This window comes from Saccharibacillus brassicae (assembly GCF_006542275.1).
In the GTDB taxonomy this organism is placed as follows: domain Bacteria; phylum Bacillota; class Bacilli; order Paenibacillales; family Paenibacillaceae; genus Saccharibacillus; species Saccharibacillus brassicae.
In genome coordinates this window covers 4740380-4757978 of the sequence record NZ_CP041217.1, presented here as the reverse complement: position 1 = coordinate 4757978, position 17599 = coordinate 4740380, and the positions used below count along the sequence as shown (strand labels likewise).

The window sequence follows — 17599 nt, the reverse complement described above, 5'->3', positions numbered from 1 at the left end:
GCAGTTATCCGATGATTTCGGCTGTGTCGCCCGTTTTCGCCAGAACGGCGTTCGCTTCGTCGGTATCGATATGCATATCGAGCGCGAACGAATCGGAGACGCGCGCCACGACGTTTTCGAATACGACGCCGCGATCTCCGCCGAAGCGTACTTTCAGCATTTGCTGATCCTGAATGTCCCATTTGGCGGCATCGGACGTATGGAAGTGGATATGGCGGGCAGCCACGATCACGCCTTCTTCGATCTGCACTTCGCCGGCCGGTCCTTTGATCAGGATGCCCGGCGTGCCGGACGTTTTACCCGATTCGCGCACCGGAGCTTTGACGCCCAGCGCGAACGAATCCGTCTGCGAGATTTCCAACTGGGTCGACGGACGGGACGGGCCCAGAATGCGGACTTTCGGGAACGTGCCTTTGGAGCCCACGACTTCCACCGTTTCGTTGGCGGCATATTGGCCGGGCTGCGACAAAGCTTTCATTTCCGTCAGTTGATATCCTTGTCCAAACAATTTCTCGACATGTTCTTGGCTAAGATGGATGTGACGTGCGGACACGCCTACAGGTACGATTTTACTCATTGCGAGTCACTCCTTTTGTTTTCTCTATTTTATGCGTCGATCGGGAGGGCATACTTAAAAATACCCGCGCAGGCTCTATTATACACCTTCCCTGTCAAAAGAAAAAGTCGGATAGCCAAGGAGACCCGCGCCAAAAAGACGTCTTTCGCCTGCACGGCGAAAGTCCGTCTTGTCGGTGTAACCCTGTATGCGAATCGATGTTTACCTCGGTTCTACGATCAACTTGATAGCCGTCCGTTCTTCTCCGTCGATGATGACGTCGGTAAAGGCCGGAATACAAATCAGATCGACCCCGCCGGGCGCTACGAAGCCCCGCGCGATAGCTACCGCTTTAACCGCTTGGTTGATGGCTCCCGCCCCGATCGCCTGAAGTTCGGCGGCTCCTTGCTCGCGCAGCACGCCCGCAAGCGCACCGGCAACGGAGTTGGGATTGGATTTGGCAGAAACTTTTAATACATCCATGAGCAGGTACCTCCTCTGGGAAGAAGTGATAAACAGTAGTGTGACATCTAGTGACGGAAAGCAGCGGATACGGCTTGAATGGCTACTTCGTAACAACTATTCGCGACACGTACGTAAAATCCTTCTTTTTCGAGGCAGAACGACAAAATATTGCGAAAGATTGAAAAGTTTCGAGTCTTTATTCCATGCGGAACTGGTCTTCCATCTGGCGGATCTTTTCGATCTTGCGTGCCTGCCCGGTTTCTTCGTCGATATCGACGTAAACGGCGTGGAAATGCCATTTGCCTTCTTCATCGACGTTGAAGCGCGAAGGCATCTGCGTCTTGAAGCGGTACAGCACGCCTTCCTGCTGCATGCCGAGAATGCCGTCGCGCGGACCGACCATGCCCGCATCGGTCAAATAAGCGGTTCCGCCCGGCAGAATGCGGTCGTCGTTGCTCTGCACATGCGTATGCGTGCCGACGACAAGCGAAGCGCGGCCGTCGAGATGCCAGCCCATCGCGATTTTCTCCGACGTGGCTTCGGCATGAAAATCGACCAGGATACATTTATGGTTCCGGCGCAGCTCGTCCACGATCTCGTCGGAAGCGCGGAACGGACAGTCGATAGCCGGCAGGAACGTGCGCCCCTGCAGATTCACCATCGCGAGTTCTTTGCCGTTCGCTTTGATGACCGTATACCCCCGGCCCGGCGTGCCCGGCGGAAAGTTGGCCGGACGAATCAGGCGCGGTTCGTCGTCGATGAACTCCAAAATTTCTTTGTTGTCCCACGTATGGTTGCCCATCGTAATGCCATGCACGCCGAGTTCGAACAGCTGTCTGACGATGGCATGGGTAATGCCTCGTCCCGAAGCCGCGTTTTCGCCGTTGGCGATAATGATATGCGGGTTATATTTCGATTTGAGGTAAGGCAGCATTTCCTTGACCGCGCGGCGGCCCGGACTTCCGACGATATCGCCGATAAAAATCAATTTCATTTCTGTCTTCCTTTCTGTCTCCCGCCCGATTCCTTCGGACAAGAAGAAACGGCTGCTCCGTCCCGTGAAGGAAAAGCAGCCGTTTGCTTGGGTGTAAGTGGATTGCTGCGAACGGGAAGTCGCGCCTTACGACGCGGCAGCCGTTCTATTTGGCATATTCGACCGCCCGCGTCTCGCGGATAACGGTCACTTTGATATGCCCCGGATAATCGAGTTCGCTCTCGATTTTCTTCGTGATATCACGTGCCAGCTTGAAGCTCTCGGCATCGCCGATCCGATCCGGTTGAACCATGACGCGAACTTCGCGGCCCGCTTGGATCGCGAAAGACTTCTCGACTCCATCGAACGACTCGGAAATCTCTTCCAGCTTTTCGAGTCTGCGGATGTACGTCTCGAGCGTCTCGCGCCGTGCTCCCGGTCTTGCCGCGGACAAAGCGTCCGCCGCTCCGACGAGCATGGCAATGATCGAAGTCGCTTCGGTATCGCCGTGGTGCGAAGCGATACTGTTGATAACGACAGCGTGCTCTTTGTACTTTTTGGCCAATTCGACGCCGATTTCGACGTGCGAACCTTCGACTTCGTGATCAAGCGCTTTGCCGATGTCGTGCAGCAGGCCGGCGCGTCTTGCGAGCGTCACGTCCTGACCCAGTTCTCCGGCCATCAGGCCGGCCAGGTAAGCCACTTCCATCGAGTGCTTGAGCACGTTCTGCCCGTAGCTCGTACGGAAGCGCAGACGGCCCAAAATCTTGATCAGGTCCGGGTGCAGGCCGTGCGCGCCGACTTCGAACGTCGCTTGTTCGCCGTATTCGCGAATGCGCTCGTCCACTTCCTTGCGCGACTTCTCGACCATTTCTTCGATCCGGGCCGGGTGAATCCGTCCGTCGGCTACGAGCTTCTCAAGTGCCGTACGGGCGATTTCGCGGCGGATCGGGTCAAAGCCCGACAAAATAACGGCTTCCGGCGTATCGTCGATGATCAGGTCGATACCTGTCAGCGTCTCAAGCGCACGGATATTCCGTCCTTCGCGGCCGATGATCCGGCCTTTCATTTCTTCGTTCGGCAGCGAAACGACAGACACCGTCGTCTCGGCCACGTGGTCGGCGGCGCAGCGCTGAATCGAGAGCGAGATGATCTCCCGGGCTTTGCGGTCCGCTTCTTCCTTGGCCTGCATTTCGATGTCTTTCATCATTTGGGCGGCTTCGTGTCTCGTTTCCTGTTCGACACTGCTCAAGATGATGCTTCTTGCGTCGTCCGTGGTCAGGTTGGAGATCCGTTCCAATTCGGCCAACTGCTGCGCAAGCGTTCTTTCAATCTGCTGCTTGGTTTCTTCGATGCGTTTCTCTTTGTTAGCCACTTGTTCTTCTTTACGTTCAAGCGATTCCAATTTTTTATCCAGCGACTCTTCTTTCTGCAACAATCGTCTCTCTAGTCGTTGATTTTCATTCCGACGTTCACGAATGTCTTTTTCAGCTTCGGTTCTGATTCGATGCACTTCGTCTTTCGCTTCGAGAACCGTTTCTTTCTTCAGTGCTTCCGCATCTTTTTTCGCGTTTTCCACGATTTGTTCAGCGGCCTGCTCCGCACTGGAAATCTTAGCTTCAGCAAGAGATTTGCGAATAAAATATCCGATCACGAACCCAAAGAATAATGCGGCTGCAACGAGAATCGCGACCCAGAAATTTGGCATTTCTGCTCACCTCCTCGTTCGTTCCTCCAAGGTATTCCTCGGGATAAAGCTTTTTGGTTATCATACCCTCATTCATCCATTCAAGGCTCGGTCCCAAGACCGTTCCCATAAGGCAAGACGACCGAAAAAAGTCGCTGCCGATCCCGCTTTGGCAAGCGGGGGAGAGTCAATTAGGCAGAACTCAGGGATGCACAGCGCATTTTTGGAAGGAAAAAGGCTTCTCATTCCACTGACGTTCCTCATTTATTGTAGTCTTCGTCAAAAGTTGTTGTCAAGCTATTGCCAAATTTGTGCGCGGATAATAAGTCGGATCAATCGAATTCCGTTCCGAGTTCTTCCGCATCTTCGCCTTCACGGCTTAAAGCAAGGTCCAGCGCCCGGCGCGCAATATCGCTGGAGAAGCCTCTGCGCATAATGAAAGCGGCCGTTTTGCGCTTGCGATCCCACAGGTCTCCCTTGGTCGTGCGCCATTTTTTGATCGCGAGTTCTTCCGCGCTGCGCAGCTCGTCGTCTTCGCCCAGCGCGTCCAGCGCGTCATCGATCAGTTCCTGATCAATGCCTTTGCGCTTCAGCTCCTGCTTCACGAGTACTTTGCCTTTTTTGCGCCCCGTTACCCGCTGCTGCGCCCATTCCTGGGCGTAGGAAGCGTCGTCGATCAGATTCTCCTCCTGCAGCCTGTGCACCGTGTCCGCCGCCGCTTCCGGATCAATCTCTTTCTCCAGCAGCTTCTGCTCGATCTCGCCCGAAGTGCGCGCCTTGAAGCTCAAAAAATTAATGGCGTGCGCATAGGCAATCTGCCGTTCGTTGTCGCGCACGATATTGTCGACCGCTTCTTTGTCGAAAAAGCTGCCTTTGGTCATGCCATAGCGAACCATCGTGGATTCGTGCACGGTGATATAATGCGGACCGAAATAGATCCGGTAACTTTGGCGCGGACGCCGCAGCAGTTCGACCAGCGTCACTTCCTGCGTTTCTTCTTCGGGAAAATCGCCCAGATTGTTCAGCCGTTCTTCGTATGATCTTTCGTTTTTGCTTTCGCCGTCGCCGTCGCCGGAGCTGCCGCGCCGGTTTGCGTTCCGATTGCTTCCGTACGGTTTTCTTCCAAAGCTCATATCTATCCCTCTTTTCTTCGATCCTGTACCAAATTCGATTTTTTAAAAAAACCGGTTAAAAGAAAAAGCTCCAGCCGCATACGGGCCGGAGCTTTGCATCTTATTCAAACGAGTTATTCAAACGACTTTGCAGCCGTTGTTACTCGATTTCGAGCAGTTCTTGTTCTTCGTCCGCTTCGGCCTTTTTCTGAGCTTCGGTCGGTTCTTCGACAAGCGTAATCAGATTGCTGGCTTGGCGAATCTTCGTTTCGATCGCGAGCGAAATTTCTTTGTGGTCTTTGAGGAATTGTTTCGCGTTCTCGCGGCCTTGACCCAGACGCTCGCCCGAGTAGGAATACCACGCACCGCTTTTTTCGACGATGTCCATCTCGGTTCCCATATCGATCAGGCTGCCTTCTTTGGAAATGCCTTCTCCGTACATGATATCCACTTCCGCTTGTTTGAACGGAGGTGCGACTTTGTTCTTCACGACTTTGATACGTGTCCGGTTGCCGACGATATCGTTGCCCATTTTGATAGACTCGATACGGCGCACGTCAAGACGTACGGTCGAATAGAACTTCAGCGCGCGGCCGCCCGGCGTTGTCTCCGGGTTACCGAACATAACGCCGATTTTTTCGCGAAGCTGGTTGATGAAGATGGCGATCGTGTTCGACTTGCTGATGGCTCCGGACAGTTTGCGAAGCGCCTGAGACATCAGGCGGGCTTGCAGACCGACGTGGGAGTCGCCCATTTCGCCTTCGATTTCGGCTTTTGGTACGAGAGCCGCTACGGAGTCGATAACGATGATATCGACCGCGCCGCTGCGTACGAGTGCTTCGGCGATTTCAAGGCCTTGCTCGCCGGTATCCGGCTGCGAGAGCAGCAGTTCGTCGACGTTAACGCCCAGGTTATAAGCGTACTTCGGATCGAGCGCGTGCTCGGCGTCGATGAAAGCGGCTTGTCCGCCTGCTTTTTGCACTTCGGCTACCGCGTGCAGCGCAACGGTCGTCTTACCCGAAGATTCCGGTCCGTAAATTTCGATGATCCGTCCGCGCGGCATTCCGCCCGTTCCCAATGCGACGTCCAGAGCGATAGAACCGCTCGGTACGACCTCGACGTTCATGTGAGTCGATTCTCCAAGCTTCATGATGGAACCTTTTCCGAATTGTTTCTCTATTTGGCGAAGCGCCATATCCAGCGCAGCACGACGATCTGACAATATATCCACACCCTTATCTGATTGGTTTTGTACGTCTTCTGTACCTCTATCATAACGCTTTTGGACGGGTTTGCCAAGCTTTTTTTCGAACATACATTCGTATTTTTTTCGAACGGCTTTTTCCCTTTCCGACGCGGTCTGCAAAGCTAAAAAACCCCTAAGTCGCAAAAAGAACCGCAGGCGAGTCTGAGGTATCGCCGCGGTTCTTCCGTATGTTTATTATACCAAAAAAAGCAGGTACGGTCAATGTAAAAGCGCTTTGCTGCGCGGTCCGCGGCAGACTTTCGCACCTTTTTTCGCCTGCTGTTTTCCGGTGAAATCAGTCCTGCTTCTCCGCCTGCAGAAGGCGCAGCCACAACCGGTACAGCAGCGTCTTGGTGGACCGTTTGCGAACGGTGTCCCGGTTGCCCTTGATACGCAGTTCGAACACTTCCGTCTCGCTGCCCCGCTCGGAGATGCCGATATAGACGAGCCCTACCGGCTTGCGTTCCGAGTAGCCCGGTCCGGCCACTCCGGTGACCGACAGCCCATAGTCCGTATCCGTGATCATGCGGATCTGTTCGGCGAGCACCTCCACTACTTCGCGGCTGACCGCACCGGGCGCGTCTTCGCCTTCCAGGTAATCGTGCGGGACGTTCAGCAGCTTCTCCTTCATCTCGTTGGAGTAGCAGACAATGCCGCCTCTGAGCATGGCCGCGCTGCCGGGCACGGTAGTCAGGCTCTCCATGACCATGCCGCCGGTGCAGCTCTCGGCCGCGCTTACGGTCAGTCCAAGATCCGCCATCATCTTCACGATCGTCTCTTCGATCGCCACGTCTTCGCTCGCATACATATGCTGCGGCAGCCGGCTCTGGATCTGCACTTCGAGCGCGGTCAGCTTTTTGTCGGCTTCCTGAATGTCATGCGCCTTCGTGGACAAACGGATCGCCACTTCGCCTTCTTTGGCGTAAGGCGCGATCGTCGGGTCCGTCTGCGCGTCGATCAGGTCCAGCAGCTTGTCTTCGAGCGCCGATTCGCCGATACCGGCAAACTTCAGGATGCGCGAATACAGCGGCATCTCGTCGGTCAGCACCTGATGCAGCAGCCAGGGCTTCGCTTCGGCCTCGAACATCGGCTTGAGCTCGCTCGGCGGGCCCGGCAGCACGATGTAATGGTGGCCGGCTTCGTCGCTGATCGCCACGCCCACCGCAAGTCCCGTCGCGTTCGGAAGCGGGGTGCAGCCGTCGATCACGAGCGCCTGACGCTTGTTGTTGTCGGTCATCGGCACGCCGCGGTCCGCGAAAAACTCGGCGATCTTGTCCATGGCCGGACGATCGTTCCGCAGATCCCGGCCGAGCACTTCGGCGATCGCATCCTTCGTCAGATCGTCCTGCGTCGGTCCGATGCCGCCCGAAAAGACGAGTACGTCCGCCCGTCCCTGCGCCTGGCGGATCGCTTCCTTGAGACGTTCCTTGTTGTCTCCGACCACGGTCTGGAAATAGACGTCGATGCCGAGCGCGGCCAGCTCCTGCGACAAATATTGGGCATTGGTATTCACGATCTGGCCGAGCAGAAGCTCGGTCCCTACAGCGATGATTTCGGCTTTCACTACGCGTCACGCTCCTTATGAAAATACGAGAATGAGATACGGCTTAAGCTTACGCGTTCGACTGCTTCAGCAAATGACGGTTACGTACAAAGTAATCGACGCCGGTGTAGACGGTGACAATCACGGCGGCCCAGATCAGGATCGTATCGGCCGGGAAAGACCAGATCTCGAACGGGAGGTTGTTCAGCAGCAGCACGACGATGGCCGCGATCTGGAGAACGGTTTTGATCTTGCCTCCGGAGCCGGCGGCCATAACGGCGCCGTCGAGCAGCGCGATCTGGCGCAGGCCGGTGACGGCGAATTCGCGGCTGATGATGACGATCGCCATCCAGGCGGCCAGTTTGTCCATCTGCACGAGCGAGATGAACGCCGCGGATACGAGCAGCTTATCGGCGAGCGGGTCCATCAGCTTGCCCAGATTGGTCACCAGGTTGCGGCTGCGCGCGATATAGCCGTCGATGCCGTCGGTACACGAGGCGACGACGAAGATGATGCACGCGATCAGCTGGCCCCAGCCCAGCTCCACTCCGTGCCAGACGATAGGCTCCGGCAGAAAAGGCAGTTCCGCGAGGAGGAAGACCATCATGACCGGAATCATGAAAATTCGGCTGAGCGTAATGCGATTGGGAAGATTCATTTGTGCATCCATTCCTTCCGATCGAGCCTTCGCCCGATTTCTCTTTTCAACCTTACAAGTATAATATCCGAATGTTAGGGTGTCAAAACGTCGGCGGCTTCCCTCAGCACCTGCAAAAATGCCCTCCGTTTCCTTGGGGAAACGAAGGGCATGCTTCGTGGGACTGTCTTATTTGAAGTTGGTGAATTGCAGTTCGATCGGCAGTTCGGCTTCGCGCAGAAGCTTCATGACGGCCTGGAGATCGTCCCGGCTTTTGGAAGTGACTCTAATCTGATCGCCCTGAATCTGGCTTTTGACTTTGAGCTTGGAATCGCGGATCAGCGTATTGATCTTTTTGGAGCTGTCCGATTCGATGCCCGACTTCAGTCCCAGCTTTTGGCGGACCGTATTCAGCGACGCGGTCTCGATTTTGCCGAAATCCAGATTTTTGAACGGGACGCCGCGCTTGATCATCTTCGATTGCAAAATGTCGATGACCGCGCCGAGTTTGTACTCGTCGTCGGAGATGATCGTCAGCGAGTCTTTGTCCAGTTCGAAGCTGGTCTTGGTTCCCTTGAAATCGAAGCGGCTCGTAATTTCGCGTTCCGCCTGATCGATTGCGTTTTTTAGTTCCTGCATATCCATTTTGGATACGATATCCATTGAATTTTCAGAAGCCACAGATCCTCTTCCTTTCGGGTGAAATTAGTTGTTGCAATCAATTCTTCAAATTAACCTGCAAACGGGAAGTCGTCTTACCGTCGACAATCGGCTGTCCGTCGACTCTGATGTCCGTTACCGGCGAGTAGCCCGATTTGATATACAGACCCTGCGCGTCCAGATCGAACGACATCGATTCGCCTTCCTTCGTGTTCTGGTAGTAGAGCTTCTCGCCGCTCGTGCTGCCGCGATACACTTCCAGCCAGCTCATGCCGCTCGCGTTGATTGTGACTTTGACCGGTGTTCCCGCAGCGGCAGGCTGCGCGTCGAAGATCGTCGTCTTGCCCTGTTGGCCGGCCGGCGTGACAAGCGTCGCCCCGGTCGTGTTCGGAGTGCCCGTCTCCGCAGGCGTTTCTTCGCCGGTCGTGCCGGCTTCGTCCGGAGCCGCCGGATCTTCCGTCGGCGTTCCTTCGGTTCCTTCGGTTCCTTCAGCCGGTTCCGCGTCCGTTCCGCCGTCCACGGTACCCGTGTCGGCCGGAGGCGTCTCCGTCGTGGACGGCGTTTCGGCTGGCGGCGTCTCTTCCGCTGGCGGAGCTGCCGGATCGGTTGTGGCTGGAGCCTGCGTGCCGCCGCCCGTCGTATCCGTTGGCGTCGTGTCCGCAGGGGCAGGCGTCGTCGTCGCGCTGTCCGCAGGCTTCGTCGTCGCCGCCGTGTCCGGCGTCGTATCGTCGCTGGCCTGCGTATCGTCTTTGTTGCTGTTGACGTATACGATGGCCACGATGATCAGGATCAGGATCGGGAACGTCCACATCAGCGCCGTCGACAGCCCTTTGCTGCCTTCGCTGCGTCCGCCCGGACGTCCGCTTCCTCCGCCCGACCCCGCCGCTGCGGCCGTACGGGCCGAACGTTTGGTCAGCACCGGTTCCATGACGTTCTCCGGCTCGGCGGCCGGCACGTCCTTGGGATGGTTTTGCAGCAGCGCTTCCGGATCGAGTCCTACCGCTTCCGCATAGGTCTTAATGAAGGCCCGGACGTAAAAGCTGCCCGGCAGAACCTTGAAATCCCCCTGCTCGATCGCTTCCAGATAACGTTTACGGATTTTGGTCATTTCCTGCACGTCTTCAAGTGACAGCCCTTTTTGCAAACGGGCTTCTTTTAACTGCTGTCCCAGATCGGACATTCCGTTCATCCCTCCTTGTTGTATGCAAAGCCCTGCGGAAACGCTGTTCCGAACAAGGCTTCAATGCCCTAGATGTCGTCGGTATAACTCGTGGCGAACGTGTCGTAAATGATCTCTTCGTCCGGCGTGCTGCGCAGCTCGATGATCATGTCGAACTGCGAATGGTCGTATTCCGACTCGCGCATAAAAATATCCGGATGCTCGATCACTTTGGTGCACGGCATCGCCATGATTTCTTTCAACAGCTGGTAATGCTTTTCGTTCGAGCGGATCGTGCTGACGATGCCGTCGATGATAAACACGTTATTCGGGTTCATCTCTTCTTCCGACATTTGGCTCCGCACCGTCTGGCGCAGCAGCGTCGACGAAACGAACGTCCAGTGCTTCATCGCGCATACGCTGCCGGCAATGATGGATTCCGTCTTGCCGACGCGCGGCATGCCGCGCAGCCCGATCACCTGGTTGCCTTCGCGCTTGAACAGTTCCCCCAGAAAATCGACCAGCAGACCGAGTTCGTCGCGCGTAAACCGGAACGTTTTGCGGTCGTCCGAGTCGCGCTCGATGTACCGGCCGTGGCGCACCGCCAAAATGTCGACCAGCTTCGGCGGGCGCAGGGCCGTCACCGTGACGCTGTCGACTTTTTTGAGCATGGCGCCCAGCAGTTGAATTTTCTCGTCGTCCGTCGTCTCCAGCAGCATGCCCCGGGTCCGTCCTTCGACGCCGTTGATCGTGATGATATTGACTTCCAGCATGCCCAGAATCGACGCGATGTCCCCGAGCAGGCCCGGCCGATTCTTATGTATGCGATATTCCATATACCATTGTTTAGTTTCCATGATCCATCCCACTTCCGTGTCGCGCGCAATTTTGAAGGCTGAAGCCGGTCCGAGCCCATGACTCCGACCTTTGTCTAATGATATTAAAAATGCCGTTTAAACGCAAGAAACAGATTCTTCATCTTTGGGCGGGGCGTCGCGCTTCGCGCCGGGCCTCAGGTGACCCATCCGCCGTTCGGGCTCAGAATCTGTCCGGTCATGTACGCCGACTCGGGCAGCGACAGGAAACGGACCGTCTCCGCGATCTCGCGCGGTTCGGCCAGTCGCCCGACCGGAATTTCTTCCGCCAGCGCAGCCAATTCTTCCGCGGACAGCGCATCAAGCATTGCCGTGCGCACGGCTCCGGGAGCCACCGCATTTACCGAAACGCCCGACAGGGCAAGTTCTTTGGCAAGCGCCTTGGTAAAGGCGTTGATTCCTCCTTTTGCCGCCGAATAGACGACTTCGCAGGAAGCGCCGGCCAGCCCCCAAACGGAAGAGATGTTAATAATCCTTCCGTATTTGCGGGAGACCATTTCTTCCATGAACGCCTGGCTGCACAAAAAAGTGCCTTTGAGATTGACTTCCATCACGCGGTCCCATTCTTCGTCCGTCACGTCGCACAGCATGCCGTAATGCGAGACGCCGGCGTTGTTGACGAGCACGTCGGGCACGAAGCCCGCCGATTTGAGCTCGTCGCGCATGCGCAGCACTTCGGCCCGGCTGCGCACGTCGGCGCGCGCGGTCAGCACTTCGGCCGCTCCGAGCGACGCGCAGCGGTCCGCTGCCGCGCGCACCGCTTCCGCCGAAGACGAATAATGCAGCGCCACCCGGCATCCGTCCGCGGCAAAACGTTCGGCGATTGCCGAACCGATCCCGCCGGACGCGCCGGTCACGAGGACGGCCGTGCCGGACGGCTTGCGCCGCCCGGCCTTTTTTTCCCCGTCCGGCATCACGCCCCGCGTACCACGGATACGGCGCGGCGATCCCAGCGGACATGCTGACGCAGCCGCGTATTGACGTCTTCGAGCGTCATGTCCTCGTAAATCTTCAGGATCGCGAACAGGTCGCCGCCGCGGAACTTGTAGCGGGTAAACTCGTGCGCGATACTCTCGGGCGAGTTCAGCATGCGCAGATAACCGCCGATTTTCTTTTTGCGCGCGCGTTCGAACGCTGTCGCTTCGAAGCCGCTTGCCGCCAACCGCTCCGATTCTTCGCGAATGCGTTCCATCAGCAGTTCGGGATCGCGCGTGTCGCCGCCGATGACAGAGAAGGCGTATTCGGGCGTAGCGCGGAAATCGCCGCCGAAACCGTCGGTGATCAGCGCTTCGTCGTACAGCTTCTCGTACAGCGGCGTACTGCTTCCGAGCAGCAGGTCGAGCATCACTTCCGTCGTCAGGTCAAGCTTGACCAGTTCCGGTCCGTCCACGTTCGGCGCCGATTCCTTAAATCCGAACAGGCACTTGGGCAGCGACACGGGCAGGTTCAGCTCTTTGCGTTCCTGCGCCACTTCTTCCGGTTCCGGGTCGAAGAAACGTTCGATCTCCGCCTGCGGGCCGTAGTTTTTGGACGCCTGATTGGCTTTGACCTGCTCGATGACCTGCTGCGGATCGACACCGCCCACGACGAACAGCAGCATGTTGCTCGGATGGTAGAACGTATTGTAGCACGCGTACAGCGTCTCTTTGGTAATCTCGCCGATCGATTCGATCGTGCCCGCGATATCGATATGCACCGGATGCACTTTGTAGAGCGCTTCGATCAATCCGTAATACACGCGCCAGTCCGGATTGTCCTGGTACATCTGGATTTCCTGTCCGATAATCCCTTTTTCTTTTTCGACATTCTCGTCGGTAAAATACGGATTTTGCACGAAGTCGATCAGCGTCTCCAGATTCTCCGAAATTTTCTCGGTCGCGGAGAACAGGTAGGTCGTCTGGTCGAAGCTCGTGAACGCGTTGGACGAAGCGCCCTGCGTCGAAAACTTCAGGAACACGTCGCCTTCCGGCTCCTCGAACACTTTGTGCTCCAGAAAATGGGCGATGCCGTCCGGCACCCGGTGCTCTTCCTGACCGGCAACCCGAAAACGGTTATCGACCGAACCGTAATTCGTCGAGAACGTCGCGTACGTTTTCTGGAAGCCTTCTTTGGGCAGGACGTAGACGCTGAGCCCGTTATCCAGCTTTTCGTAATACAGCGTTTCCTGCAAATGCTCGTAGACAATACGCTCCATCGTTATTCCCCCTCTTTTCCGGTCAAAAAGTAAATGGTATCCAGACGGAAGTTCTGCGCGGCGACCGCGACCTGCTCCGCCGTCATGCTCTCGACCTGTTCGATCAGCTCGGCCACCGAACGCTCGCGGCCCGACAGCCGTCCGCCGAAATCGTGCTGGATCATCTGGAACGCCGAATCGCGTACTTCGCGCAGATCGTTGCCGAGCATCGCTTTCGTCTGGCCGAGTTCGGTGTCCGTGATCTCGCCCGCTTTCATCGCGTCAAGCTGCACCCGGATAATGTCCAGCGCCCGTTCGTAGTTGCCGATCTCGATACCCGACTGGATCGTGCCGAACGCTTTGTGGGGTTCGTACTGCGACGACGCGTAATAGGCCAGGCTCGCTTTTTCGCGCACGTTCTGGAACAGCTTGGAATGCGGATACCCGCCCAGCACGCCGTTGTACACGAGCGCCGAAGCGTAACGGTCGTCCGCGTAGTCGATCGACGTTTTGAACCCGATATTGAGCTTGCCCTGCGATACGTCCATCGTTTCTTTGACGACGTGCGGGTTGCCCGCCCCTTCGCTTTTGGCGCTTCTTGCGTATTCGTGCGGCTCGTGGCCGGGTCCGGCGACGTCGAAATACCGGTGCACGATGCCGCGCACTTCGTCAAGCGTCGTATCGCCGACCACGTACAGGTCAAGCGTCGCTTCGGACAGCCATTTGCGGTAGGATTCGTGCAGCGCCGGTGCGTCCAGATGTTCCAGCGCCTCGCGTTTGCCGAGCGCGTTCAACCGGTAAGCTTCTCCGGCAAACATCTCTTCCACGCAGCGCGAACCGGCATAGCGGGCTTTGTTGTTAATGATCGCGTCGAGCTTCTTGCGCACGTTGTCGCGTTCGGCGTCGACGAATTTATGCTTGAACACACCGCTTTCCAGCGCGGGCCGGGTGAGCGCTTCGCCGAGAAAAGACAGCGAATTCTCAAGCAGCGACTCGTCCGTGCTCACGAAAGCGTCGTTGATCGTGTCCATGCGAAACTGGACGATCTGGCTGCCGTCGCGTTTGTATACGTCAAAGCCGAAGCCGGCTCCGTACAATTCTTCGAGCCGTTCGCGAAACAGCATCGTCTCCGGGTAGGAGGCGCTGCCGCGGCGCAGCACGAACGGCGTCAGCGCAATCGGCGTCACGGTCTCTTCGCGGAGCGGGGCTCCGGCATATAGGGAAACGGCAAACGTCTTGAACCGCTTGGTCGGCATTACGTGAATGCGAATCCGGCCTTCCGCTGCCCGTTCAAATCCGGTCGTACTCATTGACATCACTCCTTAGGCTTTCGGCGGATTCCGCTCGATGATAGGGTTGCTCTAATTCTCTAACCATTCTTGACTATTCTAACTCACCGCCGAGAGCGGAATCAACTCGAAGAGGGGACGGATCGGGCTCACGGCGGGAAAACAAAAAAAGATTCCTTCGTCCGCAGCGCGCGGGAAGCGCGGATGCGAACGAAGGAATCCGGGGTCGGGGCGGCAGCCGGTCAGGAATTGGCGGCGGCCCGGCTTGCCTGCAGCTGCTCGATCGAGATCAGTACCTCGCGCGGCTTGCTGCCCTCGTAAGGGCCGACGATGCCGCGGGCCTCCATCGCATCCACCAGACGTCCGGCGCGCGTGTAGCCCACTCTCATGCGCCGCTGAAGCAGCGATACCGAAGCCTGCTTGGCTTCGACGACGATCTGCACGGCTTGATCGTACAATTCGTCCATCGCTTCTTCGGGGTCCGGCGCGTTGTCGTCGATCTCCGGCACGAGCGCCGTATCGTACTCCGCTTCCGCCTGGCCGCTGCAGTAGGCGACGATCTCCTCGACTTCGTTGTCGCTGAGGAAAGCGCCCTGCACGCGGACCGGCTTGGACGCGCCCATCGGCATGAACAGCATGTCGCCGCGGCCGAGCAGCTTCTCCGCTCCGCCCATGTCGAGAATCGTCCGCGAATCGACCTGCGACGAGACGCCGAACGCGATCCGCGACGGGATATTCGCTTTGATGACGCCGGTAATGACGTCGACCGACGGGCGCTGCGTGGCGATGATCAGGTGGATCCCGGCGGCGCGCGCCATTTGCGCGAGACGCGCGATCGCGTCTTCCACGTCGCCGGCCGCGACCATCATGAGATCGGCCAGCTCGTCGACGATGACGACGATGTACGGCAGAATGGCGGACGGATTGTCCTTCATCAGCGTATTGTAGCCTTCGATATTGCGCGTCGACGATTTGGAAAACAATTCGTAGCGCTTTTCCATCTCGACCACGATCTTCTTGAGCGCAAGCGAGGCGCGGCGCGGATCGGTGACGACCGGCGCCAGCAGATGCGGAATGCCGTTGTAGACGTTCAGTTCGACCATCTTCGGATCGACCATCAGAAACTTGACTTCGTCGGGCTTCGCTTTGTACAAAATGCTGGCGATGATGCCGTTGATACAGACCGACTTGCCCGAACCGGTCGCCCCGGCCACGAGCAAATGGGGCATCCGGGCCAGGTTGCCGACGATCGTCTGGCCGGAAATGTCCCGGCCGAACGCGACGGTCAGCTTGGACGGCGCTTCTTCGAAGACGGGCGAATCCATCACCTCGCGCATCGTGACCATGGACACTTCGTTGTTCGGCACTTCGATGCCGATCGCGGACTTGCCCGGAATCGGCGCTTCCATCCGGATGTCCTTGGCCGCAAGCGCCAGCGCGATATCGTCGGTCAGTCCGACGATCCGGCTCACCTTGACGCCGACGTCGGGCTGGATCTCGTAGCGGGTTACGGCCGGGCCGCGGACGACTTCAAGCACCCGGGCGCGGACGCCGAAGCTTTCGAGCGTCGTCTCAAGCTTGCGCGCCGTCTGCATGTAATCGGCCTGGTTCGCCGCCGCCGAAGTATCTTCCTTGGGCATGGCCAACAGACTCAGCGGAGGCAGCTTGTACGGCTTGGGCGGCGGCTTGATCCGCTCGCCTTCGGCGACTTCCAGCAGTTGGCCTGCCGCGGCCGGAATGGAAGGGTCTCCGTCCGGCATTGGGAACAATCCGCCGTCCGAAGGCGAATCCGCCATTCCGGCCGCGCCTTCGGCCGAAGTCAATTCGGTCGGAGGAATGCCGACCGCAAGAGCCGCTCCCGGCAGCGAAACGGCCGCTTCTTCGAAATCTTCGTCGTCATCGTCCGCAGGCACCGCACCCGGCGCGGCGGACGGGACGTCGATTTTTTTCTCCGCGCGGATATGCTCGAAGAAATCGCGGATGATCGGCGCGTGACGTTCCGGTTGCGGCGAACTCTTCGCGCCGTTCGCGGGCGGCGCCGCCTCAGTATCCGGATTGTCCGGCAGCGCGCGGCCGATCGGCATGGCGCTTGCGGCATCATCCGCCGGGGCAGACCGGCCCGGTTCGGCCGGCACCCGGTAGGCGCCGATCCGGTCGGCTTGTTCCGGCGGCGCTTGCGCACCTTCAAGCTCCGCTTCTTCGACCGCTTTGCGCCGGCGGCCGGGCAGCGAGAGCGCTCCGCGGCGCGGCTCGGTCTCTTCGCCGGGCTCAAGCTCGGGCTCCGGCCGCGCCGCGCGTCTGCGCTCGGCGGCTTCCGCTTTGTCCAGCGCCCGAATCTCGGCCTGCCGCTCGGCTTCGAGCCTGCGCTCTTCCGACGCGGCGCGCTCTTCCTTGAGCCGCGCTCCGGCCGAACGCGCCGCTTCGCCCGCTTTGCGGCGAACTCCGTTCATCAGGTCTACGTAGGACCGCTGCGTCACCAGCATCAGGCCGATGATCAGCAGCACGGCGGCAGCGAGAATCGCTCCCGGCATGCCCACCATCAGAAACAGCAGCGACAGCAGCAGCGCTCCGAAGTAGCCGCCTCCGATCGGACGGAGAAACGGCGTTGTCTCGCTCATCGGCCCGTCCGGGGCGATCAGCGAACGCTGCAGGTCGCTTTGGGCGGCGGCCAAAATGCCGTTGGCGCTCATCTGCCCTTCCAGCTCCGTGTGCGACTGCGCTTCCACGATCGACAGCGTCAGCACGCCGGCCAGCGCAATCAGCACAAGGCCGGACTTGCGGGAGCTCCATCCGTAAGGAATGCCCCGCCGAATCATCAGATACAGGCCGATATAGACGCCGAGCAGCGGGATGATCGCATAGGCTTTGCCCAGCACCAGTCCGAAGCCGGCCGACAACAGCTGACCGATAAAGGCTTGTCCGGACAAGCCGATGACCGACAGCGTAATAAGCACGATGCCGTAGATTTCATATTTGAGGGCGCTGCCGAGCGCACTGCTCTTTTTTTTGCTGTTTTTGGTCGAGGCCGCACGGCTGCCGTTCGCGCGGGGCTTGCCGGCGGCACGCGTTCCCGTCCCTTTTTTCTGAGCCAATCCCAATCCCTCCTGCCGTTGACACGCTCTCCCCATAATAGCACATAAGTTCGCCAAAAGGCAGGGAAAACCGCTGCGTCCGCACGGCCTCTCGCCTTTCCTTTTCAGTGGCAAAAAAAGCAAAAACAAAAG

General features: G+C 58.1%; 15 protein-coding genes. All 15 read right to left on the bottom strand.

The genetic code is table 11. The annotated features are described in order from the left end of the window. Positions 1–4 precede the first annotated feature (4 nt). The 15 genes from pduL to FFV09_RS19855 all read right to left on the bottom strand — a co-directional run bounded on the left by pduL (position 5) and on the right by FFV09_RS19855 (position 17467). Positions 5–577 carry a phosphate propanoyltransferase gene (pduL, locus tag FFV09_RS19925; protein WP_141449462.1) on the bottom strand — a complete coding sequence of 191 codons (573 nt, stop codon included), beginning with the start codon at positions 575–577 and terminating at the stop codon, positions 5–7. Positions 578–778: 201 nt separating this feature from the next. After that, a complete protein-coding gene (locus tag FFV09_RS19920) occupies positions 779–1039 on the bottom strand; it encodes a stage V sporulation protein S (protein WP_141449461.1) in 261 nt (86 codons plus the stop codon). 178 nt (positions 1040–1217) lie between these two features. Continuing rightward, on the bottom strand, positions 1218–2015 hold the full coding sequence (locus FFV09_RS19915) for a TIGR00282 family metallophosphoesterase (protein WP_141449460.1): 798 nt from the start codon (positions 2013–2015) through the stop codon (positions 1218–1220). A gap of 145 nt (positions 2016–2160) precedes the next feature. Further along, positions 2161–3702 (bottom strand): ribonuclease Y, encoded by a 1542-nt coding sequence (gene rny / locus FFV09_RS19910; RefSeq protein WP_141449459.1) that lies wholly within the window; start codon positions 3700–3702, stop codon positions 2161–2163. A 311-nt stretch (positions 3703–4013) separates the two neighbouring features. After that, entirely contained in the window at positions 4014–4814 is an 801-nt protein-coding gene (locus FFV09_RS19905) for a regulatory protein RecX (RefSeq protein WP_141449458.1), read from the bottom strand. A 139-nt stretch (positions 4815–4953) separates the two neighbouring features. After that, positions 4954–6015 carry a recombinase RecA gene (gene recA / locus FFV09_RS19900; protein WP_141449457.1) on the bottom strand — a complete coding sequence of 354 codons (1062 nt, stop codon included), beginning with the start codon at positions 6013–6015 and terminating at the stop codon, positions 4954–4956. A 319-nt stretch (positions 6016–6334) separates the two neighbouring features. Beyond that, positions 6335–7603 (bottom strand): competence/damage-inducible protein A, encoded by a 1269-nt coding sequence (locus FFV09_RS19895; protein ID WP_141449456.1) that lies wholly within the window; start codon positions 7601–7603, stop codon positions 6335–6337. A gap of 49 nt (positions 7604–7652) precedes the next feature. Continuing rightward, on the bottom strand, positions 7653–8240 hold the full coding sequence (gene pgsA / locus FFV09_RS19890; protein ID WP_141449455.1) for a CDP-diacylglycerol--glycerol-3-phosphate 3-phosphatidyltransferase: 588 nt from the start codon (positions 8238–8240) through the stop codon (positions 7653–7655). 168 nt (positions 8241–8408) lie between these two features. Then, positions 8409–8900 (bottom strand): YajQ family cyclic di-GMP-binding protein, encoded by a 492-nt coding sequence (locus FFV09_RS19885; RefSeq protein WP_141449454.1) that lies wholly within the window; start codon positions 8898–8900, stop codon positions 8409–8411. A gap of 37 nt (positions 8901–8937) precedes the next feature. Further along, positions 8938–10059, bottom strand: coding sequence for a helix-turn-helix domain-containing protein (locus FFV09_RS19880; protein ID WP_141449453.1), 1122 nt, complete (start codon positions 10057–10059; stop codon positions 8938–8940). A gap of 68 nt (positions 10060–10127) precedes the next feature. Beyond that, a complete protein-coding gene (locus tag FFV09_RS19875) occupies positions 10128–10895 on the bottom strand; it encodes a YmfK family protein (protein ID WP_141449452.1) in 768 nt (255 codons plus the stop codon). A 155-nt stretch (positions 10896–11050) separates the two neighbouring features. Next, positions 11051–11827: an elongation factor P 5-aminopentanone reductase gene (gene ymfI, locus FFV09_RS19870; RefSeq protein WP_141449451.1), complete on the bottom strand. Its 777-nt coding sequence runs from the start codon at positions 11825–11827 to the stop codon at positions 11051–11053. Beyond that, a complete protein-coding gene (gene yfmH / locus FFV09_RS19865) occupies positions 11827–13107 on the bottom strand; it encodes an EF-P 5-aminopentanol modification-associated protein YfmH (RefSeq protein WP_141449450.1) in 1281 nt (426 codons plus the stop codon). The genes ymfI and yfmH overlap by 1 nt, the downstream gene beginning before the upstream one ends. A 2-nt stretch (positions 13108–13109) precedes the next feature. Beyond that, on the bottom strand, positions 13110–14396 hold the full coding sequence (gene yfmF, locus FFV09_RS19860) for an EF-P 5-aminopentanol modification-associated protein YfmF (RefSeq protein WP_141449449.1): 1287 nt from the start codon (positions 14394–14396) through the stop codon (positions 13110–13112). A gap of 221 nt (positions 14397–14617) precedes the next feature. Then, positions 14618–17467 carry an FtsK/SpoIIIE family DNA translocase gene (locus FFV09_RS19855; protein ID WP_246098389.1) on the bottom strand — a complete coding sequence of 950 codons (2850 nt, stop codon included), beginning with the start codon at positions 17465–17467 and terminating at the stop codon, positions 14618–14620. Positions 17468–17599: the final 132 nt, after the last annotated feature.